Source organism: Nostoc sp. FACHB-888, assembly GCF_014696655.1.
Classification (GTDB): Bacteria; Cyanobacteriota; Cyanobacteriia; order Cyanobacteriales; family Nostocaceae; genus Nostoc.
On record NZ_JACJQM010000006.1, the window covers coordinates 55156 to 72254 of the forward strand.

Consider the following 17099-nt stretch of genomic DNA (forward strand, 5'->3'; position numbering starts at 1 on the left):
GTCATTGAGAATTCCCCCACTATATACAAAATTTCTAGCAATTGGGGGATAGTATATTTCGGTATAAATGACACTGGTAGAGGTATTTTGCAAAACTTTTGCTTGTGTTCTTTTCAATTTGTGTCATGGTGATATTTAAGGCTTTAGCTTGGTTCTAGGGCATAAGGGGCATCGTGACTTAATTAAGAGTATCCTTGCCTCTGCCGATCCCTGCGCCTATTGTTATCTATCATTTGTTAATTGACAGACCGTTATCGTTACTCAATATCCGCATCTTGCCTGGATGTCTATGATTTCGTCACAACAAGCCGAACTAAAGTCTGAAATTAAGGGAATGCCTAGCTGGTTACGTCGCTCTATTGGCAAAGCCAGTGAAATCTCTACCGTACAACGGATTATTAAGCAGCGCCAAATTCACACGATTTGCGAAGAAGGGCGCTGTCCCAATCGGGGGGAATGCTATGCCCAAAAAACTGCAACTTTCTTACTAATGGGGCCTACTTGCACACGCTCTTGTGCTTTCTGTCAAGTAGATAAAGGTCATGCACCGATGGCTCTTGATTTAGAGGAACCCCAAAAGGTAGCACAGGCGGTGCAGCTTTTGGGATTGCGTTATGTGGTGCTGACTTCTGTAGCCCGTGATGACTTGCCCGATCAGGGCGCAGGTCACTTTGTAGAGACGATCGCAACTATCCGCCAGTTGAATCCAGAGACTCAAATTGAAGTGCTGACACCAGATTTTTGGGGTGGTGCTGGTATTGGGGAGTCAGGTCAATACCAGCGAATAGCGATGATTGTGAAAGCCAAACCTGCTTGTTTTAATCACAATATTGAGACAGTGCGACGGTTAACTGGGCCAGTGCGCCGGGGAGCCAAGTATGATCGCTCCCTCTCGGTACTGGCTATGGTCAAAGAAATCGATCTGACAACTCCCACCAAATCAGGTTTGATGCTGGGACACGGAGAAACACTTGATGAAGTTGTCGAAGCAATGGCTGATCTCAGGGCTGTGGGGTGCGATCGCTTAACTCTTGGGCAGTATATGCGTCCTTCTTTAGAACATCTGCCAGTCCAAAAATATTGGACTCCACAGGAATTCGATCAACTCGGCAGATTAGCATGGGAAATGGGATTTAACCATGTTCGTTCTGGGCCTCTGGTTCGCAGTTCCTATCATGCTGGAGAGGAGGGAGTAGGGAATGAGGAGTAGAAGCCGGGGATGAGGGAGCAGGAGAAGACAAGGGAGACAAGGGAGACAAGGGGACAAGAGGCGCTTGAAACAAGTCTTTCCCCTTGTCCCCAATTCTCCTTGTCCCCAAGTCCTCTTCCCAATGCCCCATACCCAGTCGCCACTCCCCAATTCTTAACTTCACACAAATATTCTTAAAGAATTTGAATATTTGGTACGCCAGTTTGGTATTTCTTAAAAAGTCGTGACATTAGGAGAATCGCATTATGACCGCTAAAACAAAGGATTCCGCAGTTGCCGACAGTGGAGCTAAACCTCCCTACGCCTTTCGCACAGGCTGGGCACTGTTATTGTTAGCTATCAATTTTGTGGTGGCAGCCTTCTATTTCCACATTATTGAATAGTGTAGAAGTGGAATGGTGCTGCTCAAATCGTTCCTTTGAATAAACCTTTGGGACGAATGAGCAGCACCAAAATCATGATTAACAGTGCTACACCTTGTTTGTACTGTGAACCCAGCCAAGGGGTACTGATTTCTTGGACGATGCCAATAATAAAAGCTGCTGCGATCGCACCGTAAGGGTTGCCTATCCCACCAAGAATTACTGAGGCAAATAATGGTAAAATTAAAAACCATCCCATATTTGGACGCACGGCTGTAATTAACCCATACATACTGCCGCCCAGTGAAGTAAGAGTGCCGGCAATTACCCAAGTCCAAAGAATTACTCGGTCAACATTAATACCTGAAACCCTGGCTAAGTCCAGATCGTCAGCAACTGCTCGCATCGCCTTACCAATTTTGGTATTTTGCAGCAAGTAATGCAGCGCCAAAATTGCTAGCACCGCTAACCCCAGTACCAATAATTGATTTTGCGGCACCTTTAAACCAAAGATGTCTAAAGCTGGCGTGACAGGTAAATTATAATTTTGGTTCTTGCCACCCCAGATAAAAATAATGCCATTGCGAAGAAATAAGGCAAGTCCGATAGAAATAATAATCAGCGTAGTAGAAGTAGCACGAATAGAGCGCATCTTTGACCACAGTAACTTTTCCGATAACAGCATTGCTGCTACTGTTCCTGCTGCTCCCAGGATCATCGACAGCCAAATATTGACTCCAATAGTGTTTATCAGCCAAGTCAGATAGGCTCCTAGAGTGAGAAAGTCACCATGAGCAAAGTTAGATAACCGTAAAATCCCGTAGGTAAGAGTGAGCCCGACTGCGGCTAAAGCAATAATGCTCCCAACCGCAATCCCGTTAACTATTAGTTGGGCAAATTGTGTATCCATAAGGCTTAAGTTGCTTTCAAAAATTTTAGATCCGTGGTTTATATAATAATTTTTTCGGATTAGCGGCTAAATTTAACATCATAAGTTATGGTTTATAACAACATAGGTTATGGTTTATAAATAAAAAAGAATTGTCCGCTAATATACATAGAATCCTTTTAGGATTTTTATGTAAAGCTAAACTTGTTCAGCGGTCTAGTTGACCATGCAGCAGTATTCAAGCTTACCAGACCAGAACTCACAGATATATGCAAGGCCAAAACCTTTGACAACAATTCAGCAACTTCGCGCCAAGTTGTGGCTGGAGAGCAGCTTGAACCAGTTGCAAAGTCGCCTTAGTGATTGTGTACTTTCTGCTTGTAACAATGTCCCGCAGGCAGAAGCCGCAGAAGCACAAATTCTCCAAACTGTAGTCAACGAGATTAACAGTGCTGTTCACAGCAGTAAGCTGGCGCTTACAGATTGTGCCGTAGGCATTGCTCTGTTTCAACCACAAGAAACTGTTGCCACAGTTTGCTATGTTTCTCGTTCTCCATCGCCAAACTCACAACCTTTATTTTTAGAAGTGCTGACAGCAGAAAAAAAGCTGCTGTTGAGATTGCAAGAGGTTATAGAACTCGAAGATTTGCAACAGCTTGAGAATCAGCAACCACCGAGCGCTTGGCGGTTAGCTGATGATTCTGGCAACGTCATGGGCTGGCTAATTATCGCCCTAGCACGCCTAAACTCTAATCGTGAGTCGCTCATAGAAAAATTACAAGCTCAACTCAGATCACAATTAATGGCAAGGTCTGCCAAACACTGTACTACAGCCTTAGTACAGCTTAGACAGATCCTGTCTTGGCAACAACGGTATCAACAGTTAAGTAAGTCTAATCAAGAATTGGAGCGCACCAACCAACTCAAAAATCAGTTTCTGGCAAACACCAGCCACGAAATTCGGACACCGCTAAGTTCTATGATTGGGTTTACCCACCTGCTTTTAGCTCAAGGGTACGAACCAACTAAAGAACGCCAGCAAGAGTATTTAAATATCATTCAGTCTAGCGGCAAGCACTTGCTAGCTCTGATAAATGATATTTTGGATCTTTCTAAAATTGAAGCAAATCAACTAGAAGTGCAGTGGGAAACAATAGATGTCCCACTGCTGTGTACCAATGTTTTGGCACTGGTGAAAGAGAAAGCCGCTAATAAGGGTTTGAAACTTCGTCTAGAACTTGACCCCGATATTACAACCCTAGTAGCTGATCCCTTGCGACTCAAGCAAATGCTGTTTAATTTACTCTCCAACGCTCTAAAGTTTACTAGTAAAGGAAGTGTTGGCTTACAGGTTGCTCCCAAAGGTGTATTTATGCATTTTACAGTTTGGGATACTGGCACTGGCATTTCCCAAGAAGACCAAGTTCAACTGTTTGAACCCTATTTCCAAATTGCCAAGGCTGTCGCTGGTGGTGCTGAAGGTACTGGTTTGGGTTTAACAGTGACTCGGAAACTCGCCCAAATTCATGGTGGTTCTGTAAAAGTTGAATCTGAAGTAGATCGCGGTTCTCGTTTTACCCTTGTACTTCCCCTTAAGCAAAAGGCAGGAGATGAGGAGGGAGGGGGAGCAGGGGAAGCAGAGGAAGCAGGGGAAGCAAAATACTCTTCATCTTCTTTGCCTTTCACCTCTAGCTCGTCTGTAGAGATTTTGCTGGTAGAAAATGATTTACCCAACGCTAGTTTGATGCAAATTTATCTACGTAAATTGGGATATCAGGTGACTTGGGTTAAGAATGCTGACGAAATGTGGGAAGCTCTAACACAGTTAGACCCGGTGGTGATTTTAATGGATGTTCATCTGGCAGATGCAAATGGCCTTAACTTAGTACACCAGCTGCGAGAAAATCGGCAATATCGGGCGATTCCGATAATTGTACAAACAGCAAGGGCAATGAAAGGCGATCGCGAAACTTGTTTAGCAGCTGGAGTAGATGACTATATTTCTAAACCGATTGATTTACCACTTTTAGCCAGTCTGGTGGCCAAGTACAGTAAAGCACCAAGTTTAGTTGATGGGGAGTAGGGAATGCCCAATGCCCAATGCCCTATAAGTAATCACTACAATAGAATTTGTTGGGTGCTATAGGATTTGGGCAGGATTGAGAAATAATGCTGACAGAAAAATTTGAGCAATTAAAAGCTTTATTTGAAGAAATGGAGCAGGCATTGATTGCCTACTCTGGGGGCGTTGATAGCACTTTGGTTGCCAAAATTGCTTATGATGCGTTGGGCGATCGCGCTTTGGCTGTCACGGCTGTTTCTCCTTCGCTGTTGCCAGAAGAGTTGGAAGACGCCAAAATTCAAGCCGCAACTATTGGGATTCCTCATAAAGTTGTCCAGACTCACGAGATGGAAAATCCCAATTACACCTCTAACCCTGTTAATCGCTGTTATTTTTGCAAAAGTGAATTGCACGACACTCTCAAACCTTTAGCTTTAGAACTGGGTTATCCCTACGTAGTGGATGGGGTAAATGCCGATGATTTGCATGATTATCGCCCAGGAATTCAGGCGGCGAAAGAAAGAGGGGCGCGATCGCCTTTAGCTGAACTTGGTGTCACCAAAGTCGAAGTTCGGCAACTTTCGCAACAACTCGGTTTACCTTGGTGGGATAAACCTGCTCAACCTTGCTTAAGTTCACGGTTTCCTTACGGTGAAGAGATTACTGTCGCTAAGTTACAACGAGTCGGTAGAGGAGAAATTTTCTTAAGAAAGCTGGGTTGGCAGAATTTGCGCGTGCGATCGGAAGGGGATACAGCACGCATTGAATTACCACCAGAACAAATTAAAGAGTTTGTGTTGACTACGGATTTACAGAAAGTAGTTTCTGCCTTTCAGGATTTCGGATTTCTTTACATAACCCTGGATTTAGAAGGTTATCGCAGTGGTAAGTTGAATCAGGTTTTGAATCGGGAACCCTTAAGCCTTAAATTATAATATTTTGGTTATAAAAGGTAAAAATTTATATTTTTTTACCTTCTACAGAAACTACAAAGCAACCGTTAATCCTCCAGGTACTATCTGGCTGTTTTTCCATAAAATATAAAGCCCTCAAGGGAACTCCATCAGGAGCTAGTACTAGCACTGGCTGAGTTATGTTTCCCTGGATGGTCGTTATTTCCTCAAAAAAGACAGAACGAGGACGGTATACTGCTGGGTAACTTATCTTGACCATCTGGATAAAATTTTCTGGGGTTCCAAATTGCGCCTGAATTGCCGGACTAGCGAAGGCAAAAGCCCCTTGGGCATCATCCTTTTGAAAGGCTGCCAATTGGTGTTCAATTACAAAACGTATGGTGATTGCATCGTTGTCAGTAACTTCCATAAATGTAAAATTGCGTAGGCGCAGCCCGTTGTAGACATTGCCCCAAGCGTCGTTGTTGGCGTAGCGATCGCTCAATTTTCACGCTGAGTCAGCCTGTATTCTATCTGCTGTAGTGCCGAGCGCCACACATCGTATCCCTCTTGAGACAAATGCAGCCCATCAGTAGTCAACTCTGGGCGCAAATTGCCTTCCATATCTGTAAACCAGCTATAAATATTTAGATAATTAGCGCCTTCTTGTTTGGCAATTAGGGTTAGTTGTGTGTTGATCTGACGAATGCGGCTATTAGAAAGTTTTGGTAGGCGAGTAGGCAAAATTGATTGGACAATGATTTGAGTTTGTGGGTGAGCCTGCCGTAACCGACGGACAATCCGGCGATAATTACGCAAAATTGCATCATCACTATCACCTTTTCGTAAGTCGTTAATCCCAGCCATAACGTAAATAACATCCGGCCGCGTTGCCGAAAATGCCTTTAATCTTTTTAAAACGCCACTGGAAGTATCTCCGGATATACCTTGATTCAGCCACAATTTCCCAGCAGGCAGTTTTTCTCTAGGAAACCACATACTCAAAGAATCACCAATTAAGATACTTAAATGATTTGCACCTTGACCTTGAGCGATCGCTCTAGCTTCTAAAGCCAGTAAACTTTTCCAGTCATCATAAGTTAGTTGACGCTTCCTTATCGACTCCCACAATGATTGCAAATTATCACTATTTACGCGTGTATAAATCTGACCTGTTTTCAGAGCCGCCAATCTTTGGTAGTAAAGTTGATTCCCAGATGTCAGCGAAAGACCAGCTGGTTGGGGGCTGGGGTTGAGTGATGACTCTGTTTGGGTTGGTAATACCTGACTACTAACTTCTGGTAAGGAGATATCAACGCTGTTGATATTTTTCTCACCTGATGGCTGCGAACTTTTTAGGGGTTGGAACGCTTGGCTGCTGAGTTCTGGTAAGGAGAGATCAACACTGGGGATGATTTGTCTACTTACTATTGTCTGCGAACCTTGTTTTAAATCCCACAGGAATCTAGAATTTTCTGGCAGGACAATTGACAAATGTGGAAGAGCCGATGCTGGTATTGCTAATCCTGTTAACAAGCCTGCTGCCAACAGATAAGGGTCCCTCATCGCTTTGTCTCTCCTCTACTCACTGCTTTTCCCTATGACAGCATTAACTGCCTGTATTCAGGAAAATTTTACTTCGGTTAAGTTATTATTCTTATTTACACTGTATAGTTCTGTAAAGCGTATTAACGAGATTATATTAGACAATTCACGATCTCTTTAAAGTACGGTTTTTTCGGTAGTATACAAGTCTTATTTGTAAAGATAGTTTTACTTAAAGCGCTATTTTCACAAACTGAGCATTTTTTATAACTAAGTTGTCATAAATATTGCAAGTGTATGTGAACTTGACGATTATTGAGTGATTTTTGAGTATCTCAGGACAGAGGTTTTTTGCTTTTGATGTTACTAATATAAGAAATAACCATTTGATTTCAGGTTTCCACATTTAAATCAATTGTAGCGATCGCATGAGAGTTTGCTAGATTAAGGGGCGATCGCTTTTTAATTTCTTATATAAGATTGAGCAGTGTAAATGCACCAGTTATTAAATATAGAATTAGTCAGATTAAACATTCCAAAACTAGCATCAGAAAGGATTGACACTCAAAGAACTTTTTGATCGTTTTGGAGTAATTTACATCACAGTTAGAAGTTATGCCAGTTGCCAAGAAATGACAACAGTTGATTTTACTGCCAATCGCAAATTAGACCACAATTTTGATGTAGCTATTGAATATTTAAGATAAATTCTAGAGAAATAGGCAAAACTTGAACTTTTAAGGATGTTGATATCATACGATGGCGTGCCCTCAATGAGCAAGCATCAAATTCACCATACTGAAAGTTTGAGACTCACTCAAAAAAGAGCTTAAGATCCTCAATCAAAAAGGTTTGGGATAATTTTATAGTCATTTATAGTGCTGTTAAAGACTATACCAGCTATCTTGGGATAACAAAAGTAAAATTTTACTTTTGATGCGATAATTGGAATTTGAGATAAAATGTCTAGTTGGGGAATAGTGCCCTCTGTTTAGAACCGTTATTCTTTACATAGCTAATTTAAAATTAATGTTTACTCATTGAAGTATGAGGTGAAACACATTTAAATTAAGTTTTAACTATAGAAAATAACTTCATGGGAAGTGCTAAGATTTAGGCTTAATCATTAGTGTTTTCCTTTTCTTCCGTGGCTAGAGCTAGTACAGCGATTGGTGTCAGTCCCATTATTAAAGAGATTGTGCAAAAACAGGCACATTCGACACGTTTGACCCTGAAAGAAGTTATTCTCATGGGGATGTTAGCTATTGACAAACTAGATGATCAAGGTCGTCAAGAGCTAGCGGATCAGGTTCATCAAATGCAGGTGAATGGAGAAATTTAAGTAAATAGTTATGAGTTAGGAGTTGTGAGTTATAAATTTTCACTTCTGGGTCCTGACTCTTTACTTAATGTTTTACGGGCTAAATCGATAACGACTTCCCGTTACGTAATCCTCGTTAATTTCAAAAGATATCCATCGGCGTTGCAGAGTTTCAGCAACAAACCCGCTTGTGTTAGAACCTGCAAATGGATCTAAAACCATATCACCTTCATCAGTTAAAAATTTGATGAAGAACTCGGCAAACCCTTGAGGAAAACGTGCTGGATGGGGTCTAATTTCTGCTGCTTTACAGCGTCGTAAATAAGCACTATTGGATTCAGTATTAGCAATTTCTAGTAGATTTGGCGGAATTGCACCCTGGTTATCCTTTTGGAATTTATCAGAAATATCATGTCCACTAGGACGTAGTTTAGCCTCATAACCATTTTTGAGTAATTGTTTCATACTTTGGCTATAAGGCTTTAAAACTTTTCTGTTATCTGCTTTAGGATTTGGTGTCTTAGACAACCACCAAACTGTATTTACAGAATCTTTCACGCGAATGCGCCTGATTGTTACCCACTCAGCAGGGGTTGGCAGTCGGGCTGGATTGTAGTGGTAGAATTCTTGAGCAAGAAAGAAACCTACTTCTTTACATAATCTGACTAAAAGTTCATATTGATAAATACTCCGCACGGGATTACCAGGAAGGTAAGCACCACCTAAATCTATTACAAATGAGCCATTATCTGCGAGTACTCTTTTGAATTCGGATGCAAAAGGTAGGAACCACTCAATATATTTGTCAGCAGTTTCGTTACCGTATTCTTTTTTTCGTGTCAGAGCGAATGGAGGTGATGTGATAATTAAATTAATACTATTATTATCAATGAATTTAATAAGTTTCAGGCTATCACCCAAATATGCTGCTCCGTAATGCTGGGTATAAGAGGGATTAAAAATTATTTCTTTTGGTGACGTTATTGGTTCTTCTTGCAAGAGTAATAAAATTATCTCGTTTTTTATAGTTATAGCTTGTTTTTATATTGTCTAGATATTTTATTTTAAAAGTGATTTTTTTAACGCAGAGGAACACAGAGGGAAGCGCAAAGTAACGCAGAGAGTATATTAACTTTGTATCCATGCTATCATTGCGATCGCCGGATTCGCGTTTGTATATCGTCTGCTACTACAAGACAACCTTTCAACTTTTCTAAAGGTTGCTCCTGTACAACACGAGACAAAATTTCTAGCACTTTTTGACGGCTACGGTTACGCGAACGCACTAGTAAAATACCAGGATGAGTGCCTGGTAAAAAGCGGCGAACATCAGAGAAGTCTAAATCAAGGGTGATGAAAAATCGTTCTTCAGCACAAACTTGCTCCCAAACAGTTTCATCATCAGCACCAGATAATCCTTCATCAGTCACACGGTCAGCGTTGTAACCAGCTTGCTGTAAAAACTCGACGTGGGTTTGTGCCATGTTCTCGTCGAGTTTTACTGTCATTTTATTCATCGCAGTGGCAACAATTCCTCTTCCCTGGTTAATTGGGCTGCATAAGCAATAGCTGCTCTGATATCTTCTAAAGCCAGTGGTGGATACTCTTGAATAATTTCCTCAAATGTCAGTCCCTCGGCAAAGTTATCAAGGATGACTGATACCATAATGCGTGTTCCTTTAATACACGGTTTCCCGTGACATACATTTGGGTTTTGAGTAATGCGTTCTTGCCAGTTTGTCATGGTTTTGAGTGCTTGTAATTAAGTTTAATTTTAGGCGATCGATAAACCTCATTGTTCCACTCTGAAGGAAGTTCAGACATACTTAAATCCTGAGCCTATCTTTTTTATTGTTCCCAGCAATAGTATTTAAACAACCGTCATTAATGAATGAGTAAAAAAATCCCCCACCTTGCGGCAGGGGATTTTTATTACTTACTTACAAAACTAGCAGCCCAATTAACCGAACTTACCAGCAGTAGAAGCAATCAAGAATGCGGCGTAAGTCAAGACATAGCCAACAGTGAAGTGAGCTAGACCAACTACACGACCTTGAACGATAGACAGAGCAACGGGCTTATCTTTCCAGCGGACTAGGTTAGCTAAAGGAGTGCGTTCGTGTGCCCAAACAAGGGTTTCAATCAACTCTTGCCAGTAACCTCTCCAGGAGATTAAGAACATGAAGCCAGTAGCCCAAACTAGGTGTCCAAACAAGAACATCCAAGCCCAGACAGACAGGTTATTCACGCCGTAGGGGTTGTAACCGTTAATCAACTGAGCAGAGTTAGCCCAGAGGTAATCGCGGAACCAGCCCATGAGATATGTAGAGTTCTCATTGAACTGAGCTACGTTGCCTTGCCAAATACCTAAATGCTTCCAATGCCAGTAGAAGGTAACCCAACCAAGGGTATTGAGCATCCAGAATGTAGCGAGGTAGAAGGAATCCCAACCGGAGATGTCACAAGTACCGCCACGACCGGGACCGTCGCAAGGGAAGGCATAGCCGAAGTCCTTTTTATCAGGCATCAGCTTAGAACCACGAGCATCCAAAGCACCTTTGACCAAGATCAAGGTGGTGGTGTGCAGACCCAAAGCGATCGCATGGTGTACCAAGAAGTCGCCAGGGCCAATTGTCAAGAACAAGGAGTTAGTACCAGCATTGATGGCATCTAACCAGCCTGGTAACCAAACGTTAGCGTAGTTGGGCCATGCTGTATTGGCAATACTATCTGGGTTAGACAGCAAGGTGTCTAAGCCGTACAGTACTTTACCATGAGCAGCTTGGACGAACTGGGCAAACACTGGCTCAATCAGAATTTGCTTTTCAGGAGTACCGAAAGCAACAACTACATCGTTGTGTACGTACAAGCTGAGGGTGTGGAAGCCTAAGAAAAGAGATACCCAGCTAAGGTGGGAGATAATCGCTTCTTTGTGCTTCAACACGCGCTCAAGGACGTTGCCTTTGTTTTGTTCTGGGTCGTAATCACGTACCCAGAATATAGCTCCGTGAGCAAAAGCACCAAGTATTAGGAAACCAGCAATGTATTGATGGTGCGTGTACAGCGCTGCCTGAGTTGTATAATCCTTAGCCATAAATGCATAAGGAGGCATGGCGTACATATGCTGTGCCACCAAAGAGGTGACGGTTCCCAGAGCAGCTAGGTGAATACCTAACTGGAAGTGCAGTGAATTGTTATAGGTGTCGTACAACCCTTGGTGAGGCAGGTTGAATTGACCTTCACTCTTTGTACCAGGTACTAAACCGGATTTGGAGTTCAGCATTTCTTTGATGCTGTGACCAATTCCGAAGTTAGTCCGGTACTGGTGACCGGCAATTATAAAGATAACTGCGATCGCCAAGTGGTGATGAGCTATATCAGTTAGCCACAAAGCTTCTGTCTGGGGATGGAAACCACCCAAGAAAGTCAGAATTGCAGTCCCTGCACCTTGAGATGTGCTGAATATATGCCCAGGAGTGTCAGGGTTTTGAGCGTAAACGCCCCAGTTGCCTGTAAAGAAAGGTGTCAAACCTGCTGGGTGAGGTGGGGTATTCAGGAAGTTATCCCAACCTACGTGCTGTCCGCGAGCTTCGGGGATAGCAACGTGAATTAAGTGACCAGCCCAAGCCAAAGAACTAACACCAAACAAACCTGCTAAGTGGTGGTTTAGGCGGGGTTCAGCGCTCTTAAACCATGCCAAGCTAGGACGGTACTTGGGTTGCAAGTGCAGCCAGCCAGCGAACAAGAACACTGCTGCCAACAACAACAGACCAACTGAACCAGTGTACAGTTCACTGTTTGTCCGCATACCGATGGTGTACCACCAGTGGTAAACACCAGAGTAAGCAATATTTACTGGATTACTAGCGCCAGCTTGGGTAAAAGCTTCGATCGCTGGTTTACCAAAGTGGGGGTCCCAAATCGCATGGGCGATGGGACGGATATGAAGGGGATCTTTAATCCACTGTTCAAAGTTACCTTGCCAGGCTACGTGGAACAGGAGGCTGGATGCCCACAGGAAGATGATTGCCAAGTGACCGAAGTGAGTTGCGAAAATCTTTTGGTAAAGATTTTCTTCCGTCATGCCATCATGGGTTTCAAAATCGTTGCCTGTAGCGATCGCATACCATATCCGACGGGTAGTCGGATCCTGTGCCAGATCCTGGCTAAATTTTGGAAATTTCGTCGCCATAGGTTTAATAAATCCTCTGACCTTTAGCCATCAAGTATCAGCCTCTAGAGCCCTGAGTTCTGAGTTCTGAGTTTTGCCTCAGCACTCAGTACTCAGCACTCAATAACTGATTGCTACCCTACTGAAAGGATGTGTGCATGGAAGAACGCCCAAGTTGTGGCAATTCCTCCCAAGAGGTAGTGAGCTACCCCTACAGCTCGACCCTGAATAATACTCAGAGCGCGAGGCTGAATTGCTGGTGCTACCTTCAGTTTGTTATGCGCCCAAACAATGGACTCAATCAGTTCTTGCCAGTAGCCGCGACCACTGAACAGGAACATCAAGCTGAATGCCCAAACAAAGTGAGCGCCTAAGAACATGAGTCCATAAGCAGATAGCGCACTGCCATAGGAATTGATGACTTGTGTAGCTTGTGCCCACAAGAAGTCTCGCAACCAACCGTTGATGGTAATCGCGCTTTGGGCAAAGTTACCACCGGTGATGTGAGTCACAGCACCATCTGCATCTACAGTTCCCCATACATCTGATTGCATCTTCCAGCTGAAGTGGAAAATTGCGATGGATATGGTGTTGTACATCCAGAATAGTCCGAGGAACACGTGATCCCAACCAGACACTTGACAGGTACCACCACGACCAGGACCGTCGCAAGGGAAGCGGAAGCCCAGGTTTGCTTTGTCTGGAATCAGACGAGAGCTACGGGCAAACAGGAATCCTTTTAACAGAATCAGGACGGTAACGTGAATTTGGAATGCGTGGATGTGATGGATCATAAAGTCGGCTGTACCCAAAGCAATGGGCATCATCGCCACTTTGCCGCCTACCGCCAAGATTCCACCGCCGAACGCATAGCTAACTGGTTCTAAGGCATTGGGAGCAGTGCCACCAGGAGCTAAGGTGTGGATGTTTTGTACCCATTGGGCAAAAACTGGTTGCAATTGGATTGCTGTATCCGAAAACATATCTTGGGGACGACCCAAGGCACGCATCGTGTCATTGTGGATGTACAACCCAAAGCTATGGAAGCCAAGGAATATACACACCCAGTTTAGGTGAGAGATGATTGCATCTCTATGACGAAGTACCCGATCCAAAACGTTGTTTTGGTTGACCACAGGATCGTAATCCCGCACCATGAAAATGGTAGCGTGAGCCGCACCGCCTACTATAAAGAAGGCTCCAATCCACATATGGTGAGTGAATATGCACAACTGTGTAGCATAGTCAGTTGCCAGGTATGGGTAAGGAGGCATGGCGTACATATGGTGCGCCACAATAATGGTCAGCGAACCCAATAAGGCTAGGTTCGTTCCCAACTGAGCGTGCCAGGAGCTGGTCATGTTTTCATAAAGACCTTTGTGACCTTCACCGGTGAAAGGACCTTTATGATTTTCTAGGATCTCTTTAATGCTGTGACCAATACCCCAGTTGGTACGGTACTGATGACCAGCAATGATAAAGACAACTGCGATCGCTAAGTGGTGATGAGCAATGTCAGTCATCCACAAGCCGCCTGTTACTGGGTTTAGACCGCCCTTGAAGGTGAGGAAGTCAGCATACTGACCCCAGTTCAAGGTGAAGAAAGGTGCTAAACCAGCAGCAAAGCTAGGATACAGCTCGGTCAACAAGCCTTTGTTCAAGATGAACTCGTGGGGCAAGGGTATATCTTTAAGAGCTACGCCTGCATCCAAAAGCTTGTTGGTCGGTGCGGAAACGTGGATTATGTGACCAGCCCAGCCTAATGAGCCACAACCCAGCAATACTGACAAGTGGTGATTCAGCATCGACTCCGTGTTCTGGAACCATTCCAGTTTTGGAGCGCGTTTGTGGTAGTGGAACCAGCCAGCAAATAAGAATAAGCCTGCTAATACCAAGCCACCGATCGCAGTCACGTAAAGCTGGAAGGAGTTTGTGATACCCCAACCACGCCATACTTGAAACAAACCGGAGGTGATTTGAATACCGTGGAAACCACCGCCAACATCACCGTTTAAAATGTCTTGTCCCACAATGGGCCAAACGACCTGGGCACTAGGCCGAACGTTTAACGGGTCGCTTAACCAAGCTTCGTAGTTAGAAAACTTCGCACCGTGGAAAATCATCCCACTCAACCAAACCATCACTACGGCTAAGTGGCCGAAGTGGGCTGAGAATATCTTACGGGATATGTCTTCTAAATCGCTTGTATGTGTATCAAAATCATGGGCGAGTGCGTGCAGGTTCCAAATCCATGTGGTGGTTTTGGGACCTCTGGCTAAGGATCTGTCAAAGTGTCCAGGTTGCGCCCATTTCTCGAATGAGGTTGGAACTGGGTCATTATCGACGATTACTCTTGCCTTTTTTTCCTCTCGCTCCGGAGGACTTATTGTCATTCGACCTCCTCTCTAGATAAGGAATGAGGAATCATGAATACCACAAAGTTAACCATTATCACATACTCCAGAATTTTACTGAAGCCGTAATGAACACCCTATGTGGATAGTTGTTTCTCGTTGAATTATAGAGTCTTAACCTGCACTTTGTTAGAGATATTTTAACAATAATTCAAACTTGCTGAAATCTAGCTGGAATTACTGCCTTGTATGCCTTTTAACTTCAAGCTCTTTGCCTAAAAGTCAATAGTTTTTCCATTTAATTTACAAAGAATAACAATTTGTAAAATTTATGGTTTGGCAGGCTGTGTCGGGCATTCCAGCTTTTGCTGCTATTATTCATGAACATTTGTGTCATATTTTCATTGTTGTAAGTAAAAAGCTGTAAAGAATATGACTTATTTTAAAATTTCCTGAGATACACAAGAAAACTTATGAGATTTGAGGCAGATTTCATCTTTTAGGCTATTGTTCCCTATGGACAGTTTGAGCCAAAATAATCTGTCAATTGTCGAAGATTATCACTGGGTGCAACGCATGAACTCTTGGCAGAAAAGGGTATTACAGAAGCTCCTCCCTCAGAGGTTCCCGATTCTCAGGTGGGTAATGACATTATTGCTGGTATTAAGCTTGACCAGTTGTGGTGGGAAAGTTAGTAGCCAGGAAGTATCTACTGAATATAGAGAAAACTCTCCAGAGATTTCTCAAATTTCAAAGCAATTTTCGGAAGTTTCGCCACCCTCTGTTATCCAAGAACTGCGGACAATTTTGGAAGTTTATCAGCCACAGGTTACAATTGTTACTCCGCAAGCTGATGAAGTTCTCCAAGACAACAAAGCCACAGCCAGTTTTCAGGTTAAGGATCTACCAATATTTAAAGACCCACAATTACAACTAGGGCCCCATTTACACGTAATTTTAGATAACCAACCTTATATACCTGTTTACGACCTGAATCAGCCCTTGGTTTTGTCAGACTTGTCTCCAGGTACTCATACCCTGCGCGTCTTTGCTTCTCGTCCTTGGCATGAAAGCTTTAAGAATGAAGGCGCTTATGCCGAGACGACATTTCACATTTTCACCAAAACCGATGACAACAACCCAGATCCTAATTTACCCCTGCTAACTTACAGCCGTCCTCAAAGTAGCTACGGAGCAGAACCAATCTTACTGGACTTTTACCTAACTAACGCTCCTTTGCACCTCGCCCTGAAGGAAAACGCTAACGACGAATTCAGTGATTGGCGCATCCGCTCCACAATTAATGGTGAAAGCTTTATTTTTGATCGCTGGCAAGCAGTTTATCTTAAAGGCTTCCGTCCAGGAAAAAACTGGGTAAAACTAGAATTTCTTGATAACCAAGGAAATCCTCTTAAAAATGCCTTTAATACTACAGTCAGGCTAATTGACTACCAACCAAAAGGTAAAGACACTTTGTCGAAAATTGTCAGAGGAGAACTCACAGCAGATGAGGTGCGTGGCATTGTAGACCCGAATTATAAACTCGCACCTACGCCGTCTGTTGAGAAAACACCCCAAATACAACCGAAGCTAGAAAAACAGCCCATTCCTGAAACTGAAGTTCCAAAAGAATCCAAAACACAGCCAGAACAACCAAAATTGGAAGTTCCAACAGCCTTACCATCTCCTAGTCTGTCACCGACACCATCAGAAATAATTGAGCCTCCGGTATCAGAACCGCAACTAGAGGTAAAGCCAACACCTGAATCAACGCCTTTACCTGAAAAAGTTGTACCTCAACCAATAAAACCTAGATTAGATGGATATTTCAACCGTAGGGCTGGTAAAGTCCCCAACCCACAATCATCAGTTGAGCCATCGCCTAGTTTGCCACCCACGCTGCCAGAGATTATCGAGTCTCCAGTACCAGAAATAATTACGCCAACAACAGAACCACAGCCAGAGGTAATGCCAACTCCTGAATCAACGCCATTACCCGAAAAAGTTGTGCCTCAGACAACAAAACCTAAATTTGGCGGATTTTTTAACCGTCGAACAGGCAAGACACCTACTCCACAAGTACCAGTTGCGCCATCTCCTAGTTTGCCACCTACACTGCCAGAGATTATTGAATCTCCAGTACCAGAAATAATTACGCCAACAGCAGAACCACAGCCAGAGGTAACGCCAACACCTGAATCAACGCCATTACCGGAAAAAAGAGAAGTGAATTGAAGGAGGCAGAAGGCAGAAGGCAGAAGGCAGAAGGCAGAAGGCAGAAGGTCTTATTCA

General features: G+C 43.4%; 15 protein-coding genes. 7 read left to right on the top strand and 8 right to left on the bottom strand.

The window, feature by feature from the left end; all coding sequences use genetic code 11:
- The first annotated feature begins 289 nt into the window (after positions 1-289).
- Positions 290-1210 carry a lipoyl synthase gene (lipA, locus tag H6G26_RS05845; RefSeq protein ID WP_190728349.1) on the top strand — a complete coding sequence of 307 codons (921 nt, stop codon included), beginning with the start codon at positions 290-292 and terminating at the stop codon, positions 1208-1210.
- A 245-nt stretch (positions 1211-1455) separates the two neighbouring features.
- Complete coding sequence (locus H6G26_RS05850) at positions 1456-1593, top strand: photosystem I protein PsaX (RefSeq protein WP_190728350.1); 138 nt, start codon at positions 1456-1458, stop codon at positions 1591-1593.
- Between the two features lie 22 nt (positions 1594-1615).
- Here the strand turns inward: H6G26_RS05850 and H6G26_RS05855 are convergent, their stop codons facing one another.
- Positions 1616-2482, bottom strand: coding sequence for a branched-chain amino acid ABC transporter permease (locus H6G26_RS05855; protein WP_190728351.1), 867 nt, complete (start codon positions 2480-2482; stop codon positions 1616-1618).
- Between the two features lie 205 nt (positions 2483-2687).
- Between H6G26_RS05855 and hrmK the strand changes: the two genes are divergently transcribed.
- Together hrmK and larE are read left to right on the top strand one after the other, a co-directional pair.
- Entirely contained in the window at positions 2688-4544 is a 1857-nt protein-coding gene (hrmK, locus tag H6G26_RS05860; protein WP_190728352.1) for a hybrid histidine kinase/response regulator HrmK, read from the top strand.
- Positions 4545-4630: 86 nt separating this feature from the next.
- Positions 4631-5458 carry an ATP-dependent sacrificial sulfur transferase LarE gene (gene larE / locus H6G26_RS05865; RefSeq protein ID WP_190728353.1) on the top strand — a complete coding sequence of 276 codons (828 nt, stop codon included), beginning with the start codon at positions 4631-4633 and terminating at the stop codon, positions 5456-5458.
- Between the two features lie 25 nt (positions 5459-5483).
- On the opposite strand, the gene H6G26_RS05870 is transcribed toward larE, so the two are convergent.
- Positions 5484-5846 carry a DUF4864 domain-containing protein gene (locus tag H6G26_RS05870; protein WP_190728449.1) on the bottom strand — a complete coding sequence of 121 codons (363 nt, stop codon included), beginning with the start codon at positions 5844-5846 and terminating at the stop codon, positions 5484-5486.
- A 71-nt stretch (positions 5847-5917) separates the two neighbouring features.
- Positions 5918-6982, bottom strand: coding sequence for an SGNH/GDSL hydrolase family protein (locus H6G26_RS05875; protein ID WP_190728354.1), 1065 nt, complete (start codon positions 6980-6982; stop codon positions 5918-5920).
- Positions 6983-7518: 536 nt separating this feature from the next.
- Between H6G26_RS05875 and H6G26_RS42040 the strand changes: the two genes are divergently transcribed.
- The gene (locus tag H6G26_RS42040) at positions 7519-7668 is read left to right on the top strand and encodes a hypothetical protein (RefSeq protein ID WP_242053600.1); all 150 of its coding nucleotides are present in this window, start codon (positions 7519-7521) and stop codon (positions 7666-7668) included.
- Positions 7669-8090: 422 nt separating this feature from the next.
- The gene (locus H6G26_RS05880; protein ID WP_190728355.1) at positions 8091-8303 is read left to right on the top strand and encodes a hypothetical protein; all 213 of its coding nucleotides are present in this window, start codon (positions 8091-8093) and stop codon (positions 8301-8303) included.
- 72 nt (positions 8304-8375) lie between these two features.
- On the opposite strand, the gene H6G26_RS05885 is transcribed toward H6G26_RS05880, so the two are convergent.
- The 5 genes from H6G26_RS05885 to psaA form a co-directional block, all read right to left on the bottom strand.
- On the bottom strand, positions 8376-9281 hold the full coding sequence (locus H6G26_RS05885; protein WP_190728356.1) for a site-specific DNA-methyltransferase: 906 nt from the start codon (positions 9279-9281) through the stop codon (positions 8376-8378).
- A gap of 149 nt (positions 9282-9430) precedes the next feature.
- Positions 9431-9799, bottom strand: coding sequence for a DUF5615 family PIN-like protein (locus H6G26_RS05890; RefSeq protein WP_199326658.1), 369 nt, complete (start codon positions 9797-9799; stop codon positions 9431-9433).
- Complete coding sequence (locus H6G26_RS05895) at positions 9796-10026, bottom strand: DUF433 domain-containing protein (protein ID WP_118169120.1); 231 nt, start codon at positions 10024-10026, stop codon at positions 9796-9798. Before H6G26_RS05895 ends, H6G26_RS05890 begins: the two co-directional genes overlap by 4 nt.
- A gap of 216 nt (positions 10027-10242) precedes the next feature.
- Positions 10243-12474: a photosystem I core protein PsaB gene (gene psaB, locus H6G26_RS05900; protein ID WP_190728357.1), complete on the bottom strand. Its 2232-nt coding sequence runs from the start codon at positions 12472-12474 to the stop codon at positions 10243-10245.
- Positions 12475-12587: 113 nt separating this feature from the next.
- A complete protein-coding gene (gene psaA, locus H6G26_RS05905; protein WP_190728358.1) occupies positions 12588-14846 on the bottom strand; it encodes a photosystem I core protein PsaA in 2259 nt (752 codons plus the stop codon).
- A 537-nt stretch (positions 14847-15383) separates the two neighbouring features.
- On the opposite strand from psaA, the gene H6G26_RS05910 reads away from it, so the two are divergent.
- Positions 15384-17042, top strand: a complete 1659-nt coding sequence (locus H6G26_RS05910) for a hypothetical protein (protein WP_190728451.1) — start codon at positions 15384-15386, stop codon at positions 17040-17042.
- Positions 17043-17099: the final 57 nt, after the last annotated feature.

Coding starts and splice junctions, on each gene's coding strand:
- lipA (WP_190728349.1), top strand. CDS start 290: ATGATTTCGTCACAACAAGCCGAACTAAAGTCTGAAATTAAGGGAATG.
- H6G26_RS05850 (WP_190728350.1), top strand. CDS start 1,456: ATGACCGCTAAAACAAAGGATTCCGCAGTTGCCGACAGTGGAGCTAAA.
- H6G26_RS05855 (WP_190728351.1), bottom strand. CDS start 2,482: ATGGATACACAATTTGCCCAACTAATAGTTAACGGGATTGCGGTTGGG.
- hrmK (WP_190728352.1), top strand. CDS start 2,688: ATGCAGCAGTATTCAAGCTTACCAGACCAGAACTCACAGATATATGCA.
- larE (WP_190728353.1), top strand. CDS start 4,631: ATGCTGACAGAAAAATTTGAGCAATTAAAAGCTTTATTTGAAGAAATG.
- H6G26_RS05870 (WP_190728449.1), bottom strand. CDS start 5,846: ATGGAAGTTACTGACAACGATGCAATCACCATACGTTTTGTAATTGAA.
- H6G26_RS05875 (WP_190728354.1), bottom strand. CDS start 6,982: ATGAGGGACCCTTATCTGTTGGCAGCAGGCTTGTTAACAGGATTAGCA.
- H6G26_RS05890 (WP_199326658.1), bottom strand. CDS start 9,799: ATGAATAAAATGACAGTAAAACTCGACGAGAACATGGCACAAACCCAC.
- H6G26_RS05895 (WP_118169120.1), bottom strand. CDS start 10,026: ATGACAAACTGGCAAGAACGCATTACTCAAAACCCAAATGTATGTCAC.
- psaB (WP_190728357.1), bottom strand. CDS start 12,474: ATGGCGACGAAATTTCCAAAATTTAGCCAGGATCTGGCACAGGATCCG.
- psaA (WP_190728358.1), bottom strand. CDS start 14,846: ATGACAATAAGTCCTCCGGAGCGAGAGGAAAAAAAGGCAAGAGTAATC.
- H6G26_RS05910 (WP_190728451.1), top strand. CDS start 15,384: ATGAACTCTTGGCAGAAAAGGGTATTACAGAAGCTCCTCCCTCAGAGG.